A 17,027-nucleotide genomic window follows, 5' to 3' on the forward strand; every position below is an offset into this window, starting at 1 on the left:
TGTTAGCTTTTTCTTTGACGGCGTGTGGGAGCGGCCCAACTTCCCGTCGTTGTAGGCGAAGTGGAACTGGTAAAAAATAGAGCCCTCATCACGTACGGTATCGATTACTATGAACTTGGCAAACAAACGGGCGCGATGGCGCTAAAAATTTTAAATCAGGAGGCTCAACCGCAAAACATGCCGATTGAGACACAAAAGGAATTAAAGCTAACGATCAACATGCAGGCCGCTGAGCGGTTTGGCGTGACGATTCCGCAAGTGTTGCTGGATAGAGCGGATGAAATTGTAGAATAAGGATAAACGTGATAACGGGAGGGTTCGTCGATAGCGGGCGGATAAAGAAAATCAGCGAGGGGGAAAATGTGGTTATTACGATTCGTTCAGGAGGCAAACATGACAATTGTACGGCTTGGCTTTGTCGCGATGAGTCTCGAGTTGAAAAACGCGTCCCCTTCGCAAACAATGACATTTGCCCAATTTCAAAAAATTGTGGATCGTCCCGCCGCCATTCGTAAATTAGAGCGTATTTCGCTGTCTAATTTGCAAAATACATTGCGAATACTTAGGCATGCCGCAGCATCTGAAATTTATTTTTACCGCATGACTTCACGTTTGATTCCGCTTGCGAGTCATGAGGCTGTCGCGGGGTGGGACTACTTGTCACCGCTTAAAGAGAATTTGCGTGAGATTGGCGATTTTATAGTAGAAAAACGGATGCGTGTTGACTTCCATCCCGATCATTTTGTCATTTTAAATGCGAAAAAGGAAGAAGTTTTACAACAGTCACTGCAAACGCTGGCGATCCATCTTGAATTGTTGCAGGCGATGGGATTGGATCCGACGCACCGTTGCGTGTTGCATGTTGGCGGCAACTATAAGGCGACAGAAGCATCGCTCGAACGTTTTGCCGAGCATTGGGTTCGAGAGGTCCCAGAAGAAATTCAACGTTTGATCATTTTAGAAAATGACGATAAGTCATTTACGCTTGAAGACACGCTTTATTTGTGTGAAAAATTGAGCATCCCTTTGGTGTTTGATTACCATCATCACTTAGCCCATCATCGTGATCCAAATTGGACGCAGCATTGGGAGCGGGTGACGAAAACGTGGCGCGATTCTCCGCATCCGATCAAAATGCACATTTCCAGTCCGAAGAGCGCGCAAGCGTTTCGCAGTCACGCTGACTTTGTGGACGTAGAGTTGTTCTTTCAATTTTTAAAAGAGATCAAAGGTTCAGTTCCACAGATTGATTGTATGATAGAAGCTAAAAAGAAGGATGCAGCATTATTCCGATTAATGGAAGAAACACGAGGGCGTGACGATGTCGAAATAATTGATGGCGCTTCGTTTCGTCTTGTGTAAAAGGGCAAGGTCGTGACGAAGGTGGGCGGTCTTTTGTTTCGTCGTGAGCGCCTGAGATCAGTTGAGCGCCCGATTTTGTCTGAGAAATGTAAAATTATAAAAAATCCCCACGCTGGTGGGGATTTTGTCTGCGTTGCGCGTTCTAGTTAAGCGCTCTTATAAAAAGATGGTGACATCTGCTGTTTCGTGTAGTTTCTCAACGAGTGTCTGGGTCGCTTCGGCTTCTTTTTGATACTTGACTTGTTCAACCAGCTCAGCTTTAATTTCCTCAAATGAAGGCAGCTCCTGTTCGCCGCCAAGTTGTTGTTGTTGAGTCTTTATCATTTCATATGCTTCTTCTAGTTCTGCTTCCGTTGGTTCGATGTCTCCTGCCTCTTCCGCAACAAGTTGATCGATTTTCACTTGCGTTTTAACAAGCGAGCGGACGCGGGCTTCATCTAATCCTTGCTCGTTGAAGGCTTTCAATAGCTCTTTTCGATTCTCAACACCGCTTTGTGTAGCCAACTCGTCCAATGTGGCGTTGATGCTTTCTTCGGATACGTCTGAATTACGTTTGTTTGCCTCTTGAGTGAGCAGTTGCTGACCAACCATTCCTTCAGCCACTTGTTTTTTCAATTGTTCTTGATCGAGTTCTTGCCCAAGCATTTGGGATTGCAATGCTGCTTGTTGAAATTGTTGTTGATACGTCGTTTCAAATTCTGCTTTCGTGATTTCTACGTCATTTATTTTGGCCACAATGTCCGGAATTCCTTCTAAGTTCGCTTCAGGCATTTCGAAATTGAATTCTTGCTGACCATCTGCCCCTCCCGCGGAACTTTCTTCTGCTTTTTGCCCACCTCCACAAGCGGTAAGGGCCATCATCGTTAAAATGAAGGATAGCATTAGCATCCATGGTTTTCTCAAAACGTTTCCTCCTTTTTTTCCAACTCGCCGTCATTCTAACATATTGAGCGACAATGTGAAAATGATCTGCTAAACTTTTTAAAGGGCGAAACCTTTTGAAAATTCCGTTTTACTATTCATTGATGCTCTCAACCAACTACGCCGTGAAGTAGGACGGATCAATCGTGAGGATGAACGACTTTGACAAGGAGACAATGGCTTAGACCTCTTGCCACATGAAGGAATATCTGATAAAATAGGAACAGGTGTTCCTGTTGGTTGGCGGATAAAAATATGAAGATCGAAGGGGGATTAATATGTCGGAATTTACAGAAATAAAAATGGCAGAAATGAATGAGATTTTAAGTGTGTCACAAGGACAAGAAAAGGCGGTTGAAGTTAGTTTTACGAGAGGGAAGATGACGGACACTTTCGTTGGGATTTATCGGGGGTTTGACGCGACAGAAGGGAAACTCAATTTTTATAATGAAGCAGAGCGATTTATGAGAGGCATTCCGCTCGATCGCATTGTCGATCTCACTTATGCGGGTTCAGATGATGATTAACATGTTCTGTTAGTGATTTTGTTTGGCTTGTCAGTATTGTTGGTCTGTTTGTATTGGCCCTATAATATAGATAGAGTGCGCAAAACAACGAAAGGAAGCCGTTATACATGAGGCGACAAGACTTTACGAACGGGAATATTTGGAGTCAACTGCTCGTCTTTTCAGGGCCGATCCTTCTTACGAATCTTCTGCAAGTCTCTTACCAATTTATCGATAGCTTGTGGGTAGGAAATTTGTTAGGGGCAGAGGCGCTTGGCGCTGTGGCGGTTTCAAGCACGGTCATTTTTACCGTGTTATCTTTTATCCTTGGCGTTAACAATGCGACGTTAACAATTTTGTCTCAACTGATCGGAAAAGAAGATGACAAGCAACTCAAAAGTTATGTCAACGCGTTTACGGTCATCTTAACGACTATGGCGATTGCGTTAGGTGTATTAGGCTTTGTTTTTTCAACACAGATTCTTGGATTGCTTGGTACGCCGCAGTCCATGCTAACCCAAGCGTCGAGTTATTTGAAAATCAACTTTTTAGGGATTATATTTCTATTTGGCTATAACTTTATTAGCACCGTCTTTCGAGCGCTCGGCAACAGCAAAACACCGATCCGCTTTGTAATAATTGCGGTAGTTTTGAACACGATTTTGGACCCTTTATTCATTCACGTATTCAACTGGGGGATCGAAGGGGCCGCCTATGCGACGGTCACCTCGCAAGGGACTGCTTTTATTTATGGATTGATCATCAGTTTGCGTCGAAACATGATTCCATTTACACTTCCTTCAATCCCACAGAAAGCCGAAGTGAGCTTAATCTTGAAGCAAGGGCTTCCGTCCGGGTTACAAATGACCGTCATTTCGGCAGGATTAGCGGCGATTATGAGTGTGATCACGAGTTTTGGAGGTGAAGTCGTGGCGGGGTTCGGGGCTGCCCAACGATTGGATAGCTTGTTAATGCTACCTGCGCAGGCGCTAGGAACGGCTGTCAATAGTATGGCGGGACAAAACATTGCGGTGAAAAAGTGGGAACGGGTGAAGCAGATTACGATGTATGCCACTTTACTCAATCTCGTTTCAATGCTTTGTATCGCTACCCTCTTATTTATTTTTGCGCAACAAGGGATTCAGATGTTTACGACGGAAGCGGGAGCGGTCCAATTTGGAAGCCAATACTTGAAAATCATGGCCTTCTTCTATCCGTTTTTAGGGTTTAACTTTGTGTGGAACGGTGTTGTTCGCGCATCAGGAGCGATGTTTCAAGTGCTTGTCCTCAACATTATCTCCTTTTGGATACTTCGATACCCACTCATTTTATTTTTCTCCAAACGGTTGGGGGGAAAAGGGATCGGAATTGGGATGGGGATCAGCTTTGTGATCAGTAGCTTGTTTGCCTATGGCTACTATCGTTTTGGAAAGTGGAGAACGAAGGAATTATTTAATAAGAGCGCCTAATTCTAATTGGTTGATTCGGTTCGTGGTTGAACTCTTGCCGCTCGTTCGGTTGAACATGAGGCGGAATTAAAGCGAAGGCAGTAATCCACGTTGAGAAGCCCCCGAAACATGTCCACGCAATTATATGATACTATCCATTGCAATTCAAAAGACTCATATGCCTTGCGTATGAGTGAGTATATTAAGTTTAAATTAAAACTAAAAAAGGAGATCATTCCAATGGCGCAGGGCGTGTTTGTCGGTTTAGCTGGTTTTGATATTACGTACTACCAGAATGATTTTCCGGAGGAGAATCAAAAAAGCAAAACGAACAATTATCAAACGTTTATTGGTGGTCCCGCTGGGAATGCAGCGATTACGTATGCGATATTAGGAGGGCGAGCAACGCTTGTTACCTGTCTCGGGGATTCGCCGATTGCCGATGCGATTAAGATTGAATTATCAGAAGTGTATCAAGTGGAAGTGATCGATTTAGCGGTAGGCTCGAACGTTTTGCCGAGTATTTCGAGTGTGCTCGTCCATACGGAAAAGGCCACGCGGACGATTTGGAGCGGGCAACAGCAATTTTTTGTCCCTGAACAACAAGGCTATACGGATTGGATTACTGGGGCGAGCTTTTGTTTTTCAGATTGCAATTTGCCCGAGGTGACTATTGAATGCCTAAAGCAAGCGAGCCAGCTTAATAATAAAATTGTGCTAGATCTAGGTTCCTGGAAGCCGCATTTTACGGACTGTCTTCCTTTAGCGAATGAGGTGATCGCCTCCGTCCATTGCAGGCCGCCAGCAGGTGAACTTGTTCCGTTATTACAAAAGCTAAAAATAAATAAGATTGCAACGACGGATGGTGAAAAGGCAACATGTTGGTTTGATCAGTCCCACTTGGAGCAAGGTGTGATTATGCCACCAATGGTAACAGCTGTCGATACGTTAGCCGCTGGGGATGTGTTGAGCGGCGCCTATTGCTTCTATCGTTTTAATGAAGGATTATCGTTCGTCGACGCTTTGGAAAAAGCAACGATTGTTGCTTCAGAAAGCGTTAAATTTATTGGACCCCGCGAGGGTGTCTATAAAATAGCGAATCATATCTAGCGAAATATAAACACTATGGAAACCCTTTTTAGTATAATGTAGGAGGAATACTAAAAAATGAAAAGATGGTGAATACGAGATGTCCAAAATCATAGTACCAATAGATGGTTCTCAACACGCAATTCGAGCGCTTGAATATGCGCTGGATCTAGCTCGAGCTTTCGGGGACGAGCTTATTCTCCTTAATGTTCAACTTAATCTAAATACGATCAATGTCAAACGGTTTTTCAGCAAACAAGAGATAGAGGAATTTCAACAACAACTCGGCGAAGAAGACTTGGAAGAAGCGATAAAGGTAGCAACGGGATCTGAGCTTCCTTTTACGAGTAAAATTCGAATCGGCATTCCAAAGGTTGAAATTTGTCAGGAGGCTGAACAAGAACAAGTTCGTTGCATTGTCATGGGATCTCGTGGCATGGGTCCTGTTGTCGGCAGGTTTCTAGGTAGTGTCAGCTATGGCGTCGTCCACGAGTCGCCCTGTCCGGTCACAATTGTTCCTTAAATTCGAGATTCTGTTATGTAGTTGGCGGGTACCATGAAAAGTGAGTACTATTTCTGATTCGACCGAACGATTACACTGTCCTTAGGAGGAGATTCTAATGAAAAAAGGACGGCTGTTTTGGATCGGCGCATTTGTGGTGTTGATGATTGTCGCGCTCTTGTTGATGAACGGTTTAACGTTGGGCAAAGGAGGAAGTCCGAAAAGTTATGAGGGGTTAACGGGGCATTATGATGTATCCTCGGAAGGAATGATTGCCTACGTCTTTGAGGGTTTAGATGGAAAGCATGGTCTTTACGTGACGGACGCCAAGCAATCGACGGGGCTCAAATTGCTAGAGTTAGAAAGTGACAAAGCGCTCTTAGACCCGACGTTTTCAGCAGATGGCTCCACCTTATTTTATATCTCGATCAATCAAGATTTGGAAGCAAAACTACATAGTTCTGTACATCAAATTGACCTGGAAACAAAGCGAGATCGCCTTTTGTTTTCCGCTTCAGCTGCGATCACCGAAATAGAGTGCTCACCTAACGGCAACTCCTTATTTTTTTTACAGGCTGATGTTTTTCAAAATTACTCACCGATCGCGAGTAAGCGACCGCATGACTATGATGTGTATGAATACAATTTTGGGCAAGATCGCCAGATTCAGCATACAAACCTCAAACAGTATTCGATGGATTCCCTCGTGGTCGCCGAAGATGCCCAATCCGTCTTTGTTCAAATGGGGGATGTTGCGGAAACAGCGGAAGAGATCTTTGATGTGAAATATCGTATTTTTCAATTTCCGTTGGATCAACCAAGCGATTATCGTGTTGTGAGTGATCCCGATCGCCTAGTGGATATTTATACTTTTGATGTGGTTTCTGGGGAAGATGAGATTATCTTTCAATCGATCAGTAATCCGGACGCAGGGGCAACATATCAGTACGAATTATATAGGTATAATCGGAACACGAACGAGGAACAGCAGCTTACCGTACTAAAAGCGTTCGCGACGAACCCGCTTGTTGGTCCCGATCAGCAAATTTACTTCATGCTGGATAGACGTTTTCCAGAAGAAGTTTCAGATTACCATCTCTATCGAATGAATGGGGACGGAAGTGGTTTGAGGGAAGTGGAACTGTTGAGTCAATGAGAGGGTTCGGTAAGGTATGATCGGGTTGATTGGAGAACAGTTTCTGTAATCGGATTCACTCCCTTTGTTGTCGCTAATTTCGGAAGTCGACCACTGCAGTTAAGGTGGTTCGATGAAAACGCGCATTAGCGCATAGCTCATTACAATATGTCAAATGACCTCCCCGCCAAACGAGGAGGCCATTTTTATTTTACTTCATTATTCTCTAAAGTAAATTCCTCCGTGTTTCCATCCCATTTTACAGTCACCCGAATGATAGAATCCTTGCTTTCCAGCGCGCCTCCTTTAACCTTGTCAATTTCAGTGAAGATGTTGTCTGTTGGTGGGGGATTGAATTCCTTACTCCAGCCTCTGCCGCTACCGATATTCGAAAGGTAGTCGTACTCTAGTTTTTTAATCGAGGTAAGATCTTCTAAAGAACCTTTATAAATGAGTTGGAATTTTGTTGCCTTTTCACTATCATGTTTTAATACGCCGTCTTCCTTATAAAATACCTGGGTTCCATTTACTTCATATACAGCAGACCAAAGCTCTCCTTCGCCCGTATAGGTAAAGTCATGTTTGATCGTTTCTCTTTCTTCTGAACAACCTGTTAAAGCGAATAATAAGACCATAAAGGCGCTCAAAATATATCCCTTTAAACTTTCCTTCATTCTCCATCCTCCTTTATAAGTAACGACCATCTTCTTTGAAGCGATTCTTCTGTTGGTCGATCGCCTTATGGAATCAACTTTTCTGATTTATGGTTAATGAACGCCAATTGCGCCACAATCTCCATCGCTCCATCACCTTTTCCACTTTATATCTACTCCATTACATCTAACGATAACATGAGAAACGATCGATTGGTAGGGGAGTATACGCAAAACAATACTGCGCCAATTTGACTCGTGGTACAATGATGAAAAATGTATAATGGGATTTGTGAGTTTTTTTGCAAGGGAGAGAATGACATGGAATTACTTTGCGGAGTCTGTTCGCAAACGAAAGGATTATCATTAGAAGAACGGATGAAATTGGCTAAATCTCGAGAGACGAATGTCGTTTATGTTTGTCCTGATTGTGGGGAGGAGCATTCTTATAGGGGGATAGGGGGGAGTGGAGCGGCGCCGGTCGAACCGACAATTGAAGTGGAAGAGGAACCGATTAAAAATAAAGACAAGGATCAAAATTCTGATCAGTTGACCTTATTTTAATAAGTGTGGTTCAGCTTGAGATTGATCCTGTCGTTTCGATATTTATAGCTATTCCCGTTGGATAAATCAAGAGCGTATCTTGCACGGAAGCAGGCGCTCTTGTTTTTTGTGAAATATCACTGCCTTGTAATCTAATCTATGAAAAATACACAGAATGTTTAAATCTATCGTGTATTGTAAAGGCGTGGTTATGTTATAAATTAATAAGGTGTTGTTTTGTGAGGAAGTCGTTAATGTGTTGTTAATGTTAAGGAGCTATGGATATGAAGAATACGTTACCTAACAAAGAAATTGTGTTTGTTGGGCTGATGATTTTTTCGCTATTTTTTGGAGCGGGTAATTTAATTTTTCCGCCTGAACTCGGTCAGAAGGCCGGTGAAAATATGGGGTTTGCCCTCGGTGGTTTTTTGATCTCTGGTGTAGGCTTGCCTTTACTCGGTGTGCTGGCGATCGCTTACGCCAGCGGTGGAAGTTCAACTGAAGATTTAAGTAAAAAGGTCCATCCGTTATTTGCTGTTGTATTGACAGCTGTTACGTATTTAACGGTTGGTCCATTTTTTGCGGCGCCGAGAACGGGAGTGGTTTCGTACGAAATTGCTATCGTTCCTTTTTTGACTGATGGAGGAAATGCGTTTACGCTTGCGATCTTTACGTTCATTTATTTTGCGATTGCTTACGTTTTAGCGTTGAATCCAAGTAAATTTGTGGATCGAATCGGAAAAATGATTACACCCTTTTTACTCAGTGTGTTATTCATTTTAATTGCGGCCGTTATTTCTAGACCGATTGATGCGCCGCAGACCGCCACGGGTTCATTTGCGGAATATCCCTTTTTCAAAGGGATTACAGAAGGGTATTTAACGATGGATACGATTGTCTCGATTGTATTTGGGATGATCATTATCAATGCGATTCAGGATAGAGGAGTCCATGATAAAAAGCAGATTCGGCGGATTATTTGGAAGGCAGGGATCATCGCCGTTGTTTGTTTAAGCGCAGTATATGTTGGCCTAGGTTATTTAGGAGCGACAAGTTCATCCATGTCATTTACGTCGGGCGCAGCCATTTTATCGGGGATTTCACAACAATATTTTGGAGTGTATGGCAATGTATTGCTTGGGATTGTGATCTTACTCGCGTGCATCCCAACAGCCGTTGGCCTGATTTCATCGTGCGCTCTCTATTTCAATAAACTAATGCCGACGGTGTCGTATCAAGCGTTTATTTTATTTTTCTCCATTTTTAGCGGCCTCGTTGCGAATGTCGGGTTGGCGCAACTGATTCGCTTGTCTGTTCCCGTGTTAAATTTTATTTATCCGATTGTAATCACGTTGATTGCTTTGACCTTCTTGGATAAACTTTTTAAAGGACATTCATTTGTTTATCGAGGGGCGGTTCTTTTTACGCTGATTGTTAGTTTGAATGATGGACTCGTGGCGATGAATGAAAAATGGGATTTTATTGCGCCGATCCTAAATTTACCGCTTGCCGAAATAGGGTTTGGCTGGATTGTTCCCGCTCTTGTAGGGGGAGTGGCTGGTTGGCTGTTGTCGTTTGCGAAAAGAGCGGTTGCTGTTTTTTCTAAGAAGCCGAAATTGAACGATGATTAAATCGACCGCTGTATTGAGATTGATAGGAGGCATCGTGGTATGAAATTGCTGCAATACAAACAGCATGGCAAAACTGGATTAGGAATCTGGACTGAAAAAGGGATTTTAAACGTGGATTTGGCGGGGCATCGTTTAAACTTGAATGTCCCTCAAACGATGCAACAATTGATTGAACGTGGCACACAAGGGATTGAAATGTTAAAGGATTTGCTTTATTTTGCGGATTCATATCCTGAACGTCTATTTTTAAAAGAGGATGAACTTGAGTTTTTGCCAGTTGTAGATCAGCCCGAAAAAATTATTTGCGTCGGTTTGAATTACGAACCGCATGCGGAAGAAGCAAAGATGGAAGTGCCGGATTTCCCTGTGCTTTTTACCAAATTTAATAATGCATTGGCTGGACACAAGGAGACGATTCAACTTCCAGATCGCGCGAAAGAGTATGATTATGAAGCGGAGTTGGTCATTGTCATGGGAAAAACGGCGAAAAACGTGAGTGAAAAGGATGCGTTGTCTTATGTGTACGGGTACAGTGTGGGAAACGATTTGTCTGCGCGAGATTTGCAAATGCGGACTAGCCAGTGGTTCCTGGGTAAATCGTTAGATCAATTTGCGCCTGTCGGGCCGTATCTCGTCACCGCGGATGAAGTGGACCCTGACCAACTAGATATCCAGTGCAAAGTAAACGGGAGCATGCGTCAACATTCGAATACGAGCAAAATGATGTTCAATTGCGCTTATCTCGTCAGCTATATCTCCCAGTATATGACTTTGAAACCTGGCGATCTCATTTTAACAGGCACGCCAGAGGGGGTCATTTTGGGGTATTCAGCGGATCGTCAACAATGGTTGCAAGCTGGCGATGTAGTGGAAGTGACCATTGAAAAAATAGGAACACTACGGAATTTGTTAGCTTAATAATTCGTATAAAAGAAGCCCTGACTTTCCGTCTACCACGCGGAGGTCAGGGCTTTGCTATATTTGGTGAAGTGGATGACGTCTATTTTTTATCATTGTCTGGCGATTCCATTTGACCCTGCTTCCTTTTAGACCAACTTTAATGAAGCTTGCTCGATTTCCTGTAGCGTTTTTGTAATCTCCAATCCTAATGAATAGGCGAGCAGAGGCGGGATCGCATCGCCAATTTGTTCGTATTTATCTTGCTCAGGATCGCTGTGAAATTTTACGTAGGGACCCGCGAAATGATACCAATCGGGAAATGATTGTAGGCGCGCCGCTTCGCGTGGGGTGATGCCGCGGTCTTCGATGGGATGGATCATCTCATCAAGACAATGGGAGGTGACGGTAAAACTGGGCTTGTCCAATTCAAGCCGACGATTACGGGCCGCATATAGTTTATTTGGGAAACACTCTTCTATTAAATGCTCGCGTCCCTCCTCGATCAGTCGGTTTGCCGCTTTAACCATCCCTTCTCCTTGTCTGATCAGGCTCATTCTTTGGATCATTCTTTTCGAATGATTGACCGCGCGGTGAAAGGTGACGATCGATGGATCAAAATCATGGTGGGGAAGCGTTTCGTATTCGCTCACTTCGCCTTTCATAATTGAAATGAAATGTTCGCCGCTCGGGGTTGGTTCGGTGATGTGGCGTTTATAGTCGGCAGGCAATTCATCGCCGCCTTCACCTGATTTTACTAAGGGGAGGTTGTTCAGAGCATCGCCAACTGTGACATAATCGTACTCGCGATCAGGTCCGTGGGTTTTTTTCGGATAATGGAATGTGGCGTCGTATTTTCGATTGATCCCGACTAAAATAATGCGTTCCCGCGCTTGCGGCACACCATATTCCATCGAATTCATCAGCACAACGTCGCGCTCCCGACTCGCGAGTTTATAGCTGACCCCACTTGGGTGTTCGTTCGATTCAAATTCATTGCAAATATCTTCAAACATTTTCCCCGCAATGCCCTCGCTTCTTTTGGAGAAAAGTCCTTTTACATTTTCAAATAAAAACATTTTGGCGTCGATCGCTCGGGCGATGCGGATCACATTTAAAAAGAGGGTGTTGCGATCATCTTCTTCCGAACGGGTTCCCGCCATAGAAAAACTTTCGCAAGGCGCTCCTCCTGTAACAATGTCCACGCTGTCCACGCGAAAACGACGCGTTAGAATTTCTTTGACGAGCTGATTGCTTACTTTTCGGATATCGCCGTGGATCAGTAGCGTCTTCATTTTTTTGTTATAATCAAAGAGGTGATCAAAATGGTCGGGGGTTTGCAAGTAACTTTCCAAATGGAGCACATCGGCATCGTGAGAGATGCTGTAGGTTTCCACCGTCCGATCGCTCAACTCAACAGCAATCAAAGGTTGGATGCGCGCCCATTTGAACCCCGTGCAAATGCCACCGGGACCACTAAAAAGATCAATAGAGTAATGAACGTCTTGCATGGTTTTTAGCTCCCCCATTTCCTAATAAACGTGTATGTATTTCTGTATCTCTTTTTGTCTGTGTTCTCTTTTCTATTTTATCATACTAGTCTAGCGGACTCCATTCCTAACATACGATCTATGTAGGATGGCCTCCATAAAAGGTCGAAACAATCTTGCATGATCTCAGCTTGCGCGCCTATTGTTGGTTTTTCTCTCGGTGTTATTCTATAGAAAGGCAGACGATCAGAAGCAGGAAATCGTTTTTAAAAAAACACTTTTTCCAATAAGCATGTTACAATCTGTTTGCAAGTTAAAAGATTGGAGAAAAGGGATGATCGCGATGAATGCCGAGCAGTTGTGGTCAATTGTGTTGTCTAACATTAAAGAGAGCGGGAGACTGGCCGTTCCGAGTTATGAAACATGGATTCAAAAGACATCAGTTCAAATGGAAAACGAAACACTTATTGTTTTTGCTCAAAGTGAATTCCAGAGAGATTGGCTAGAAGTTAGATATGCGGAGTTGATTCGGGATGAGGTACTTCAGGTGGCGAATCAAGAAATTACGGATATCGTATACCGTTCCCTAAACCTTCCCGCAGATAAAAACGAAGATCCTCGAATTGAAGTAAAGATATCCTCCCATCATGAAACGGAAGATAACGATAGAAAAAAAGAACGTAAATTAGCTAGTTACCATCAGGGCATTCGAGAACAAAAGGACAGTTGGGACAAAGAAAAAGAAGGCTTAGTGAATTTGGTTGTATCCAGGTTCCAAAGGAAATATGGCGCGATGCCTGATGAAGTGATCGATAGAATCATGAAGATAAACATTCGGACTTTCTTTATATATGTAAGTGAGATGATCCAGGATTTATCAGATTCGCGAGAAGAAGCATTGGATTATATCGAGCAATATTTCAAGATTGTCGAATGAGAATGAAACGATTACTTATTCTACTCATCATAGCCCCAATGTTATTTACAGCAACGGGTTGCGCGACGGAGCGCCCGTTAGATGAAGTAGGGGGTCTTCAGCACAAAATAAAGGATGAGTTTGGCGTTGAAGTACAGGCTCCTGAGATCCCCGATTTAGAAATCACGAACGCTTTTATCTACTATAAAAATGATGAGCCGTATTATGTAACCGTTCAGTATGCTCAAAAACGAGGTCCCATTAATGAATATTTTCGCGCTGAGGATCATTCTTTAAATGAGGACCGTCTGAAAGAGTATGAACAGGAAATGAATAGTAAATTTCTATTGGGTCCATACGAATGGGTCCATACGAAGGGGACGTCATTTTCATGCTTACTTTTACGAAAGGTTCAGGGAGCGCGGCAGGGGAACAAATCGAGCTTGATGGTGTCACTGTCCACCTTGCAGAAACGAATTTCGGGCATATCCTAACGATTGAGACGGGGCAAGGATATTATTCATTGGATTACCGATTCGATGTTTATACGAAAGAAGAAGCATTTGAACACACACGATTTCTTATAGGCCAATTAACCTAGTTTGATGAAAAATCCAATATTCCCGTCAACACTCTTAATTTCTATGTTAAGATAAAAAGATAGTTAAAAATACGCTAGTCGAAGGGAGAAAGAAACAACGTAATGAGAAAATTTTCAATAATGGCCCTCGTGCTTGCCATGATGTTGGTCGTTTCTGCTTGCTCGTCTTCTTCAGGTCTTTTATTGAAAGAAGCGACGTTAAAGCAACTCGATCTGGAATCATTCCAAGCCTCGTCTACCATCACGGTTGACATTGATTCCGCGTTATTTAAAAATGCTTTTAAAGTAGAAATGGACACGAAACAAGTAGATTACTGGAACACTTCCAGTGATATTAAACTTGATGCGAGCCTATTGGCTTTGGCGGGGGTTGATGTCGCTCCAGGACAAGAGACCGTAACGCTTTCGTTACTCACTCACAACGGGGATACGATCGTTACATCTTCGCAAGATCAAAAGGGGATCGTTCTTTCTAGTACATCCGAGCTTCTGGCAGATGAGTTTGGTGAGGGGAAAGAAGAACAATTCCAAGAGCTATTTTTATCGGTCAAAGATATTTTCACGGATTTGATCAAGGATTATATTGAGGATTATAGCTACTCTTTTGACCAAATTGAAAGCCACGGTAACGTGAATATTACATTGCCAAATAGCAAAACGGTAACAACAGAGCATATTGAAGTTCAGCTGTCTGTTGTGGACCTGATTGACATGTTGCAATACTCACTAACCTATTTCTTAGATAACAAAGAGATGCAAGATTCATTCTACGAAGCGATTGCGGCGCTGCCAGAGTTGGTTATGCCGCTTGTGGAAGGAACGGATGAGGAAATAAATCCGGCTGAGTTAAAAGATGCCTTAATCAATGAAGCTCGTCCTGAAATCAATGCGGGCATCAAGGAATTTATTGCTCAATTAGAAGAGTTCAAGACAACGCCTCTACTTGCAAATGAAGAGGTTGCGAATAATTTTGCTCGTCTGTCGCTTCATTCGTACGTAGATCCAAAAGATAAAGAAACGTACCAAACGGAATTTGAACTTACATTGAAGTATACGGACGAACTTGCGCAATTGGATCTTGAAGGGATGAAGGGAGCGCCGTTTCTTCCTGGCGATTCCATTACAATTTCCGCAAAAGATCAATACTGGAACCACAATGGCAAAATCGATCCGATTAAAGTGCCAAATCAGTTGGTGTCGATGGAAGAATTGGTTGAGTTAGAGAGCGTGGAAGATGCAAAAGCTGTACTCGGTGAAAACTCCCTGTTAGCTCGTTTGGCTGAGCCGTTTATTAACATGGGCGCTCTTGATTTCGGATACATCGAACTGAAAGTGGATGAAAACAAAGCGGAAACAATGGATGGCGAGTTTGACCTATCGATGTATATTAACAACGGTCAGACGATGGCTCCCATCGCGGCAATTGGCGAAAGATTAGGCGCTGACGTAACATGGGATCCTAACACGAAACAAATTACAGTTGCGGCAAACGACCATCTTGTTCAAGTTACGGTTGAGCAAGTCAAAAACAATGCCGTTACAGTTGACGGAGCTGTTCGTTCCGATTTATTCGTTGATGTTGAGAACGGTACAAGCTATGTTAATATTCGAGCTTTTGCGGAAGCATTAGACTGGGAAGTATTATGGGTAGAAGAAACAAGATCGATCCTACTTTTCCCATAGTAATATATTAATTTATGAGAGCCATGGAGCCGAGAATATCGGTTTCCGTGGCTTTTTTATTGACAACTATTCTTTCAAACCCTTATAATGAATGACAGTCATTCAATATAAGGGTAAGGTGATTTTATTGACAAATCCGACAGATGGTAAATTCGATGTCATTTTGAAAGCGGCGATTGAAGTCATTTCTGAAAAAGGGCTAGACAAATCGTCGATTTCTGAAATTGTAAAATTGGCGGGGGTAGCGCAAGGGACGTTTTATTTGTACTTTAAATCAAAAAAAGATCTGATCCCAGCGATTGCGGATAAATTGTTGGCGATCACTTTAGCGGATGTGAAAGTGAAGACAGAACAGAAAGAGACCTTTTGGGAAAAGTTAGACGTGTTGATCGACGAGACGTTTCAAACGACGAATACCCATCAAGATATTATTGTGCTTGTTTATTCTGGGCTTGCCGTTCATCATTCGTTGGAAAAATGGGAAGCGGTCTATCAACCTTATTATGATTGGTTTGAACAAGTCATGCGAGAAGCGATTGAAAACGAAGAAATTATCGATTCGATTCATGTCGGATGGACGGCGCGCTCGCTTATTAATATGATTGAAAACGCAGCTGAACGCTACTACATCGGTTATGAACAAGACGAGGAACTGGCTGTCTATCGAGCTGAACTATTTCATTTTATCAAAAGGTCATTGGAGCGGCTCTAATTTTTTTGAACAGAACTGACTGACAGTCATTCACATGTGTGAGGAGGTAATAGGATGAAGTATAAACCATGGTTGTACGTGGCGTTAACGTCGATTTTTGAGTTGCTATGGGTGTATGGTTTTAATGTGGCTGACAAAGCGTGGCATTGGGCGCTTGTTTTGATCCTGATCTTGATCGATTTTTATTACCTTTCAAAAGCGTGTCTTTATTTGCCGACCGGAACGGTGTACGCTATTTTTGCCGCGGCGGGCACGGTTGGAACCGCGTTGATGGATATTTTCATTTTCAACCATTCGTTTAGCGCAGCAAAAGGTTTTTTCATCGGTGTGATCGTGGTTGGCGTTATTTTATTAAATCTATCAGACAATGCGGGAATGAAGAAGATAGAAATAGAAGGGGAGGGAAGCTAGGATGGGCTGGGCCTTTGTATTTTTTGCATCAATCTTTGAATTGGTTGGGGTCGTTGGGTTAAATAAATTCAATGAACAAAAAACATGGCTTACTACGCTTTTATTCATTGGCGGATTTGGCACCGCGTTTGCATTTTTATATTCGTCTTTTCATTATCTCCAAGTGAGCATCGCCTACGCCGTATGGATCGGTATTGGAACAGCGGCTGCGGTATTAGTGAACATGGTCTTTTTTAATGAATCGAAAAGCATTGGACGGCTCGTCAGCGTCGGTATCATTATTTTCGGCGTCTGCGGATTAAAGTTGGTATCATAAGTAATGAATTTAACCGCGCTTGTTCCGATAGGGGGCAAGCGCGGTTATTATCGGTATCATGACATCATTTTTACAATGTCACCATATAATCGGTCATATTCAGCTATCCATAAAAATGTAAAGTTGACAAAGATTAAAACTTTCTCATGTTTTTCTCATCAAGAGGTCTGATCCTTACGCCCGACTGACGTAGCGAATTTTGTGGTAAATA

19 protein-coding genes are annotated in these 17,027 nt (G+C 42.9%); 16 read left to right on the top strand and 3 right to left on the bottom strand.

Features of this window, described 5'->3' with window-relative positions; genetic code table 11:
• The first annotated feature begins 24 nt into the window (after positions 1–24).
• Both BEP19_RS04040 and uvsE read left to right on the top strand, forming a co-directional pair.
• Positions 25–294, top strand: coding sequence for an ABC transporter substrate binding protein (locus tag BEP19_RS04040; RefSeq protein WP_120188540.1), 270 nt, complete (start codon positions 25–27; stop codon positions 292–294).
• Positions 295–393: 99 nt separating this feature from the next.
• On the top strand, positions 394–1,362 hold the full coding sequence (gene uvsE / locus BEP19_RS04045) for a UV DNA damage repair endonuclease UvsE (RefSeq protein WP_120188541.1): 969 nt from the start codon (positions 394–396) through the stop codon (positions 1,360–1,362).
• A gap of 156 nt (positions 1,363–1,518) precedes the next feature.
• Here uvsE and BEP19_RS04050 read toward each other — a convergent pair whose 3' ends face one another.
• Positions 1,519–2,265: a SurA N-terminal domain-containing protein gene (locus BEP19_RS04050; RefSeq protein WP_245983309.1), complete on the bottom strand. Its 747-nt coding sequence runs from the start codon at positions 2,263–2,265 to the stop codon at positions 1,519–1,521.
• Between the two features lie 296 nt (positions 2,266–2,561).
• Here BEP19_RS04050 and BEP19_RS04055 point away from each other — a divergent pair, with 296 nt between their 5' ends.
• The 5 genes from BEP19_RS04055 to BEP19_RS04075 all read left to right on the top strand — a co-directional run bounded on the left by BEP19_RS04055 (position 2,562) and on the right by BEP19_RS04075 (position 6,984).
• A complete protein-coding gene (locus BEP19_RS04055) occupies positions 2,562–2,810 on the top strand; it encodes a hypothetical protein (RefSeq protein ID WP_120188542.1) in 249 nt (82 codons plus the stop codon).
• A gap of 107 nt (positions 2,811–2,917) precedes the next feature.
• Positions 2,918–4,258, top strand: a complete 1,341-nt coding sequence (locus BEP19_RS04060) for an MATE family efflux transporter (protein WP_120188543.1) — start codon at positions 2,918–2,920, stop codon at positions 4,256–4,258.
• Between the two features lie 219 nt (positions 4,259–4,477).
• Positions 4,478–5,347, top strand: a complete 870-nt coding sequence (locus tag BEP19_RS04065; protein WP_170145249.1) for a PfkB family carbohydrate kinase — start codon at positions 4,478–4,480, stop codon at positions 5,345–5,347.
• Positions 5,348–5,426: 79 nt separating this feature from the next.
• The gene (locus tag BEP19_RS04070; RefSeq protein WP_120188545.1) at positions 5,427–5,849 is read left to right on the top strand and encodes a universal stress protein; all 423 of its coding nucleotides are present in this window, start codon (positions 5,427–5,429) and stop codon (positions 5,847–5,849) included.
• Positions 5,850–5,946: 97 nt separating this feature from the next.
• A complete protein-coding gene (locus tag BEP19_RS04075) occupies positions 5,947–6,984 on the top strand; it encodes a TolB-like translocation protein (protein ID WP_120188546.1) in 1,038 nt (345 codons plus the stop codon).
• A 185-nt stretch (positions 6,985–7,169) separates the two neighbouring features.
• On the opposite strand, the gene BEP19_RS04080 is transcribed toward BEP19_RS04075, so the two are convergent.
• Positions 7,170–7,637, bottom strand: coding sequence for a hypothetical protein (locus BEP19_RS04080; RefSeq protein WP_120188547.1), 468 nt, complete (start codon positions 7,635–7,637; stop codon positions 7,170–7,172).
• 300 nt (positions 7,638–7,937) lie between these two features.
• Between BEP19_RS04080 and BEP19_RS04085 the strand changes: the two genes are divergently transcribed.
• The 3 genes from BEP19_RS04085 to BEP19_RS04095 all read left to right on the top strand — a co-directional run bounded on the left by BEP19_RS04085 (position 7,938) and on the right by BEP19_RS04095 (position 10,708).
• On the top strand, positions 7,938–8,180 hold the full coding sequence (locus BEP19_RS04085) for a hypothetical protein (protein WP_120188548.1): 243 nt from the start codon (positions 7,938–7,940) through the stop codon (positions 8,178–8,180).
• A gap of 263 nt (positions 8,181–8,443) precedes the next feature.
• On the top strand, positions 8,444–9,790 hold the full coding sequence (gene brnQ, locus BEP19_RS04090) for a branched-chain amino acid transport system II carrier protein (protein ID WP_120188549.1): 1,347 nt from the start codon (positions 8,444–8,446) through the stop codon (positions 9,788–9,790).
• A gap of 39 nt (positions 9,791–9,829) precedes the next feature.
• Complete coding sequence (locus BEP19_RS04095; protein ID WP_120188550.1) at positions 9,830–10,708, top strand: fumarylacetoacetate hydrolase family protein; 879 nt, start codon at positions 9,830–9,832, stop codon at positions 10,706–10,708.
• Positions 10,709–10,836: 128 nt separating this feature from the next.
• On the opposite strand, the gene BEP19_RS04100 is transcribed toward BEP19_RS04095, so the two are convergent.
• Positions 10,837–12,198, bottom strand: a complete 1,362-nt coding sequence (locus BEP19_RS04100; protein ID WP_170145250.1) for a DNA cytosine methyltransferase — start codon at positions 12,196–12,198, stop codon at positions 10,837–10,839.
• 313 nt (positions 12,199–12,511) lie between these two features.
• On the opposite strand from BEP19_RS04100, the gene BEP19_RS04105 reads away from it, so the two are divergent.
• From BEP19_RS04105 to BEP19_RS04130, 6 genes are all read left to right on the top strand, one after another.
• The gene (locus BEP19_RS04105; RefSeq protein ID WP_170145251.1) at positions 12,512–13,114 is read left to right on the top strand and encodes a DnaA N-terminal domain-containing protein; all 603 of its coding nucleotides are present in this window, start codon (positions 12,512–12,514) and stop codon (positions 13,112–13,114) included.
• 2 nt (positions 13,115–13,116) lie between these two features.
• Positions 13,117–13,587: a hypothetical protein gene (locus BEP19_RS04110; protein ID WP_120188553.1), complete on the top strand. Its 471-nt coding sequence runs from the start codon at positions 13,117–13,119 to the stop codon at positions 13,585–13,587.
• A gap of 209 nt (positions 13,588–13,796) precedes the next feature.
• Positions 13,797–15,377 (top strand): copper amine oxidase N-terminal domain-containing protein, encoded by a 1,581-nt coding sequence (locus tag BEP19_RS04115; RefSeq protein ID WP_120188554.1) that lies wholly within the window; start codon positions 13,797–13,799, stop codon positions 15,375–15,377.
• A 91-nt stretch (positions 15,378–15,468) separates the two neighbouring features.
• Positions 15,469–16,089, top strand: a complete 621-nt coding sequence (locus BEP19_RS04120; protein ID WP_425452712.1) for a TetR/AcrR family transcriptional regulator — start codon at positions 15,469–15,471, stop codon at positions 16,087–16,089.
• 54 nt (positions 16,090–16,143) lie between these two features.
• Positions 16,144–16,500, top strand: coding sequence for a DMT family transporter (locus BEP19_RS04125; protein ID WP_120188556.1), 357 nt, complete (start codon positions 16,144–16,146; stop codon positions 16,498–16,500).
• A 1-nt stretch (position 16,501) separates the two neighbouring features.
• Positions 16,502–16,816: a DMT family transporter gene (locus tag BEP19_RS04130; RefSeq protein ID WP_120188557.1), complete on the top strand. Its 315-nt coding sequence runs from the start codon at positions 16,502–16,504 to the stop codon at positions 16,814–16,816.
• The last annotated feature ends 211 nt before the right edge of the window (positions 16,817–17,027 follow it).

The organism is Ammoniphilus oxalaticus, from assembly GCF_003609605.1.
GTDB classification, from domain to species: domain Bacteria; phylum Bacillota; class Bacilli; order Aneurinibacillales; family RAOX-1; genus Ammoniphilus; species Ammoniphilus oxalaticus.

Bases quoted from the DNA above. Each gene is read 5' to 3' on its own strand.
- BEP19_RS04110 (WP_120188553.1), top strand. From the start codon at position 13,117: ATGAAACGATTACTTATTCTACTCATCATAGCCCCAATGTTATTTACA.
- BEP19_RS04070 (WP_120188545.1), top strand. From the start codon at position 5,427: ATGTCCAAAATCATAGTACCAATAGATGGTTCTCAACACGCAATTCGA.
- BEP19_RS04055 (WP_120188542.1), top strand. From the start codon at position 2,562: ATGTCGGAATTTACAGAAATAAAAATGGCAGAAATGAATGAGATTTTA.
- BEP19_RS04100 (WP_170145250.1), bottom strand. From the start codon at position 12,198: ATGCAAGACGTTCATTACTCTATTGATCTTTTTAGTGGTCCCGGTGGC.
- BEP19_RS04115 (WP_120188554.1), top strand. From the start codon at position 13,797: ATGAGAAAATTTTCAATAATGGCCCTCGTGCTTGCCATGATGTTGGTC.
- BEP19_RS04075 (WP_120188546.1), top strand. From the start codon at position 5,947: ATGAAAAAAGGACGGCTGTTTTGGATCGGCGCATTTGTGGTGTTGATG.
- BEP19_RS04125 (WP_120188556.1), top strand. From the start codon at position 16,144: ATGAAGTATAAACCATGGTTGTACGTGGCGTTAACGTCGATTTTTGAG.
- BEP19_RS04095 (WP_120188550.1), top strand. From the start codon at position 9,830: ATGAAATTGCTGCAATACAAACAGCATGGCAAAACTGGATTAGGAATC.
- BEP19_RS04105 (WP_170145251.1), top strand. From the start codon at position 12,512: ATGATCGCGATGAATGCCGAGCAGTTGTGGTCAATTGTGTTGTCTAAC.
- BEP19_RS04120 (WP_425452712.1), top strand. From the start codon at position 15,469: ATGACAGTCATTCAATATAAGGGTAAGGTGATTTTATTGACAAATCCG.
- BEP19_RS04060 (WP_120188543.1), top strand. From the start codon at position 2,918: ATGAGGCGACAAGACTTTACGAACGGGAATATTTGGAGTCAACTGCTC.
- brnQ (WP_120188549.1), top strand. From the start codon at position 8,444: ATGAAGAATACGTTACCTAACAAAGAAATTGTGTTTGTTGGGCTGATG.
- BEP19_RS04080 (WP_120188547.1), bottom strand. From the start codon at position 7,637: ATGAAGGAAAGTTTAAAGGGATATATTTTGAGCGCCTTTATGGTCTTA.
- BEP19_RS04130 (WP_120188557.1), top strand. From the start codon at position 16,502: ATGGGCTGGGCCTTTGTATTTTTTGCATCAATCTTTGAATTGGTTGGG.
- BEP19_RS04085 (WP_120188548.1), top strand. From the start codon at position 7,938: ATGGAATTACTTTGCGGAGTCTGTTCGCAAACGAAAGGATTATCATTA.
- uvsE (WP_120188541.1), top strand. From the start codon at position 394: ATGACAATTGTACGGCTTGGCTTTGTCGCGATGAGTCTCGAGTTGAAA.
- BEP19_RS04065 (WP_170145249.1), top strand. From the start codon at position 4,478: ATGGCGCAGGGCGTGTTTGTCGGTTTAGCTGGTTTTGATATTACGTAC.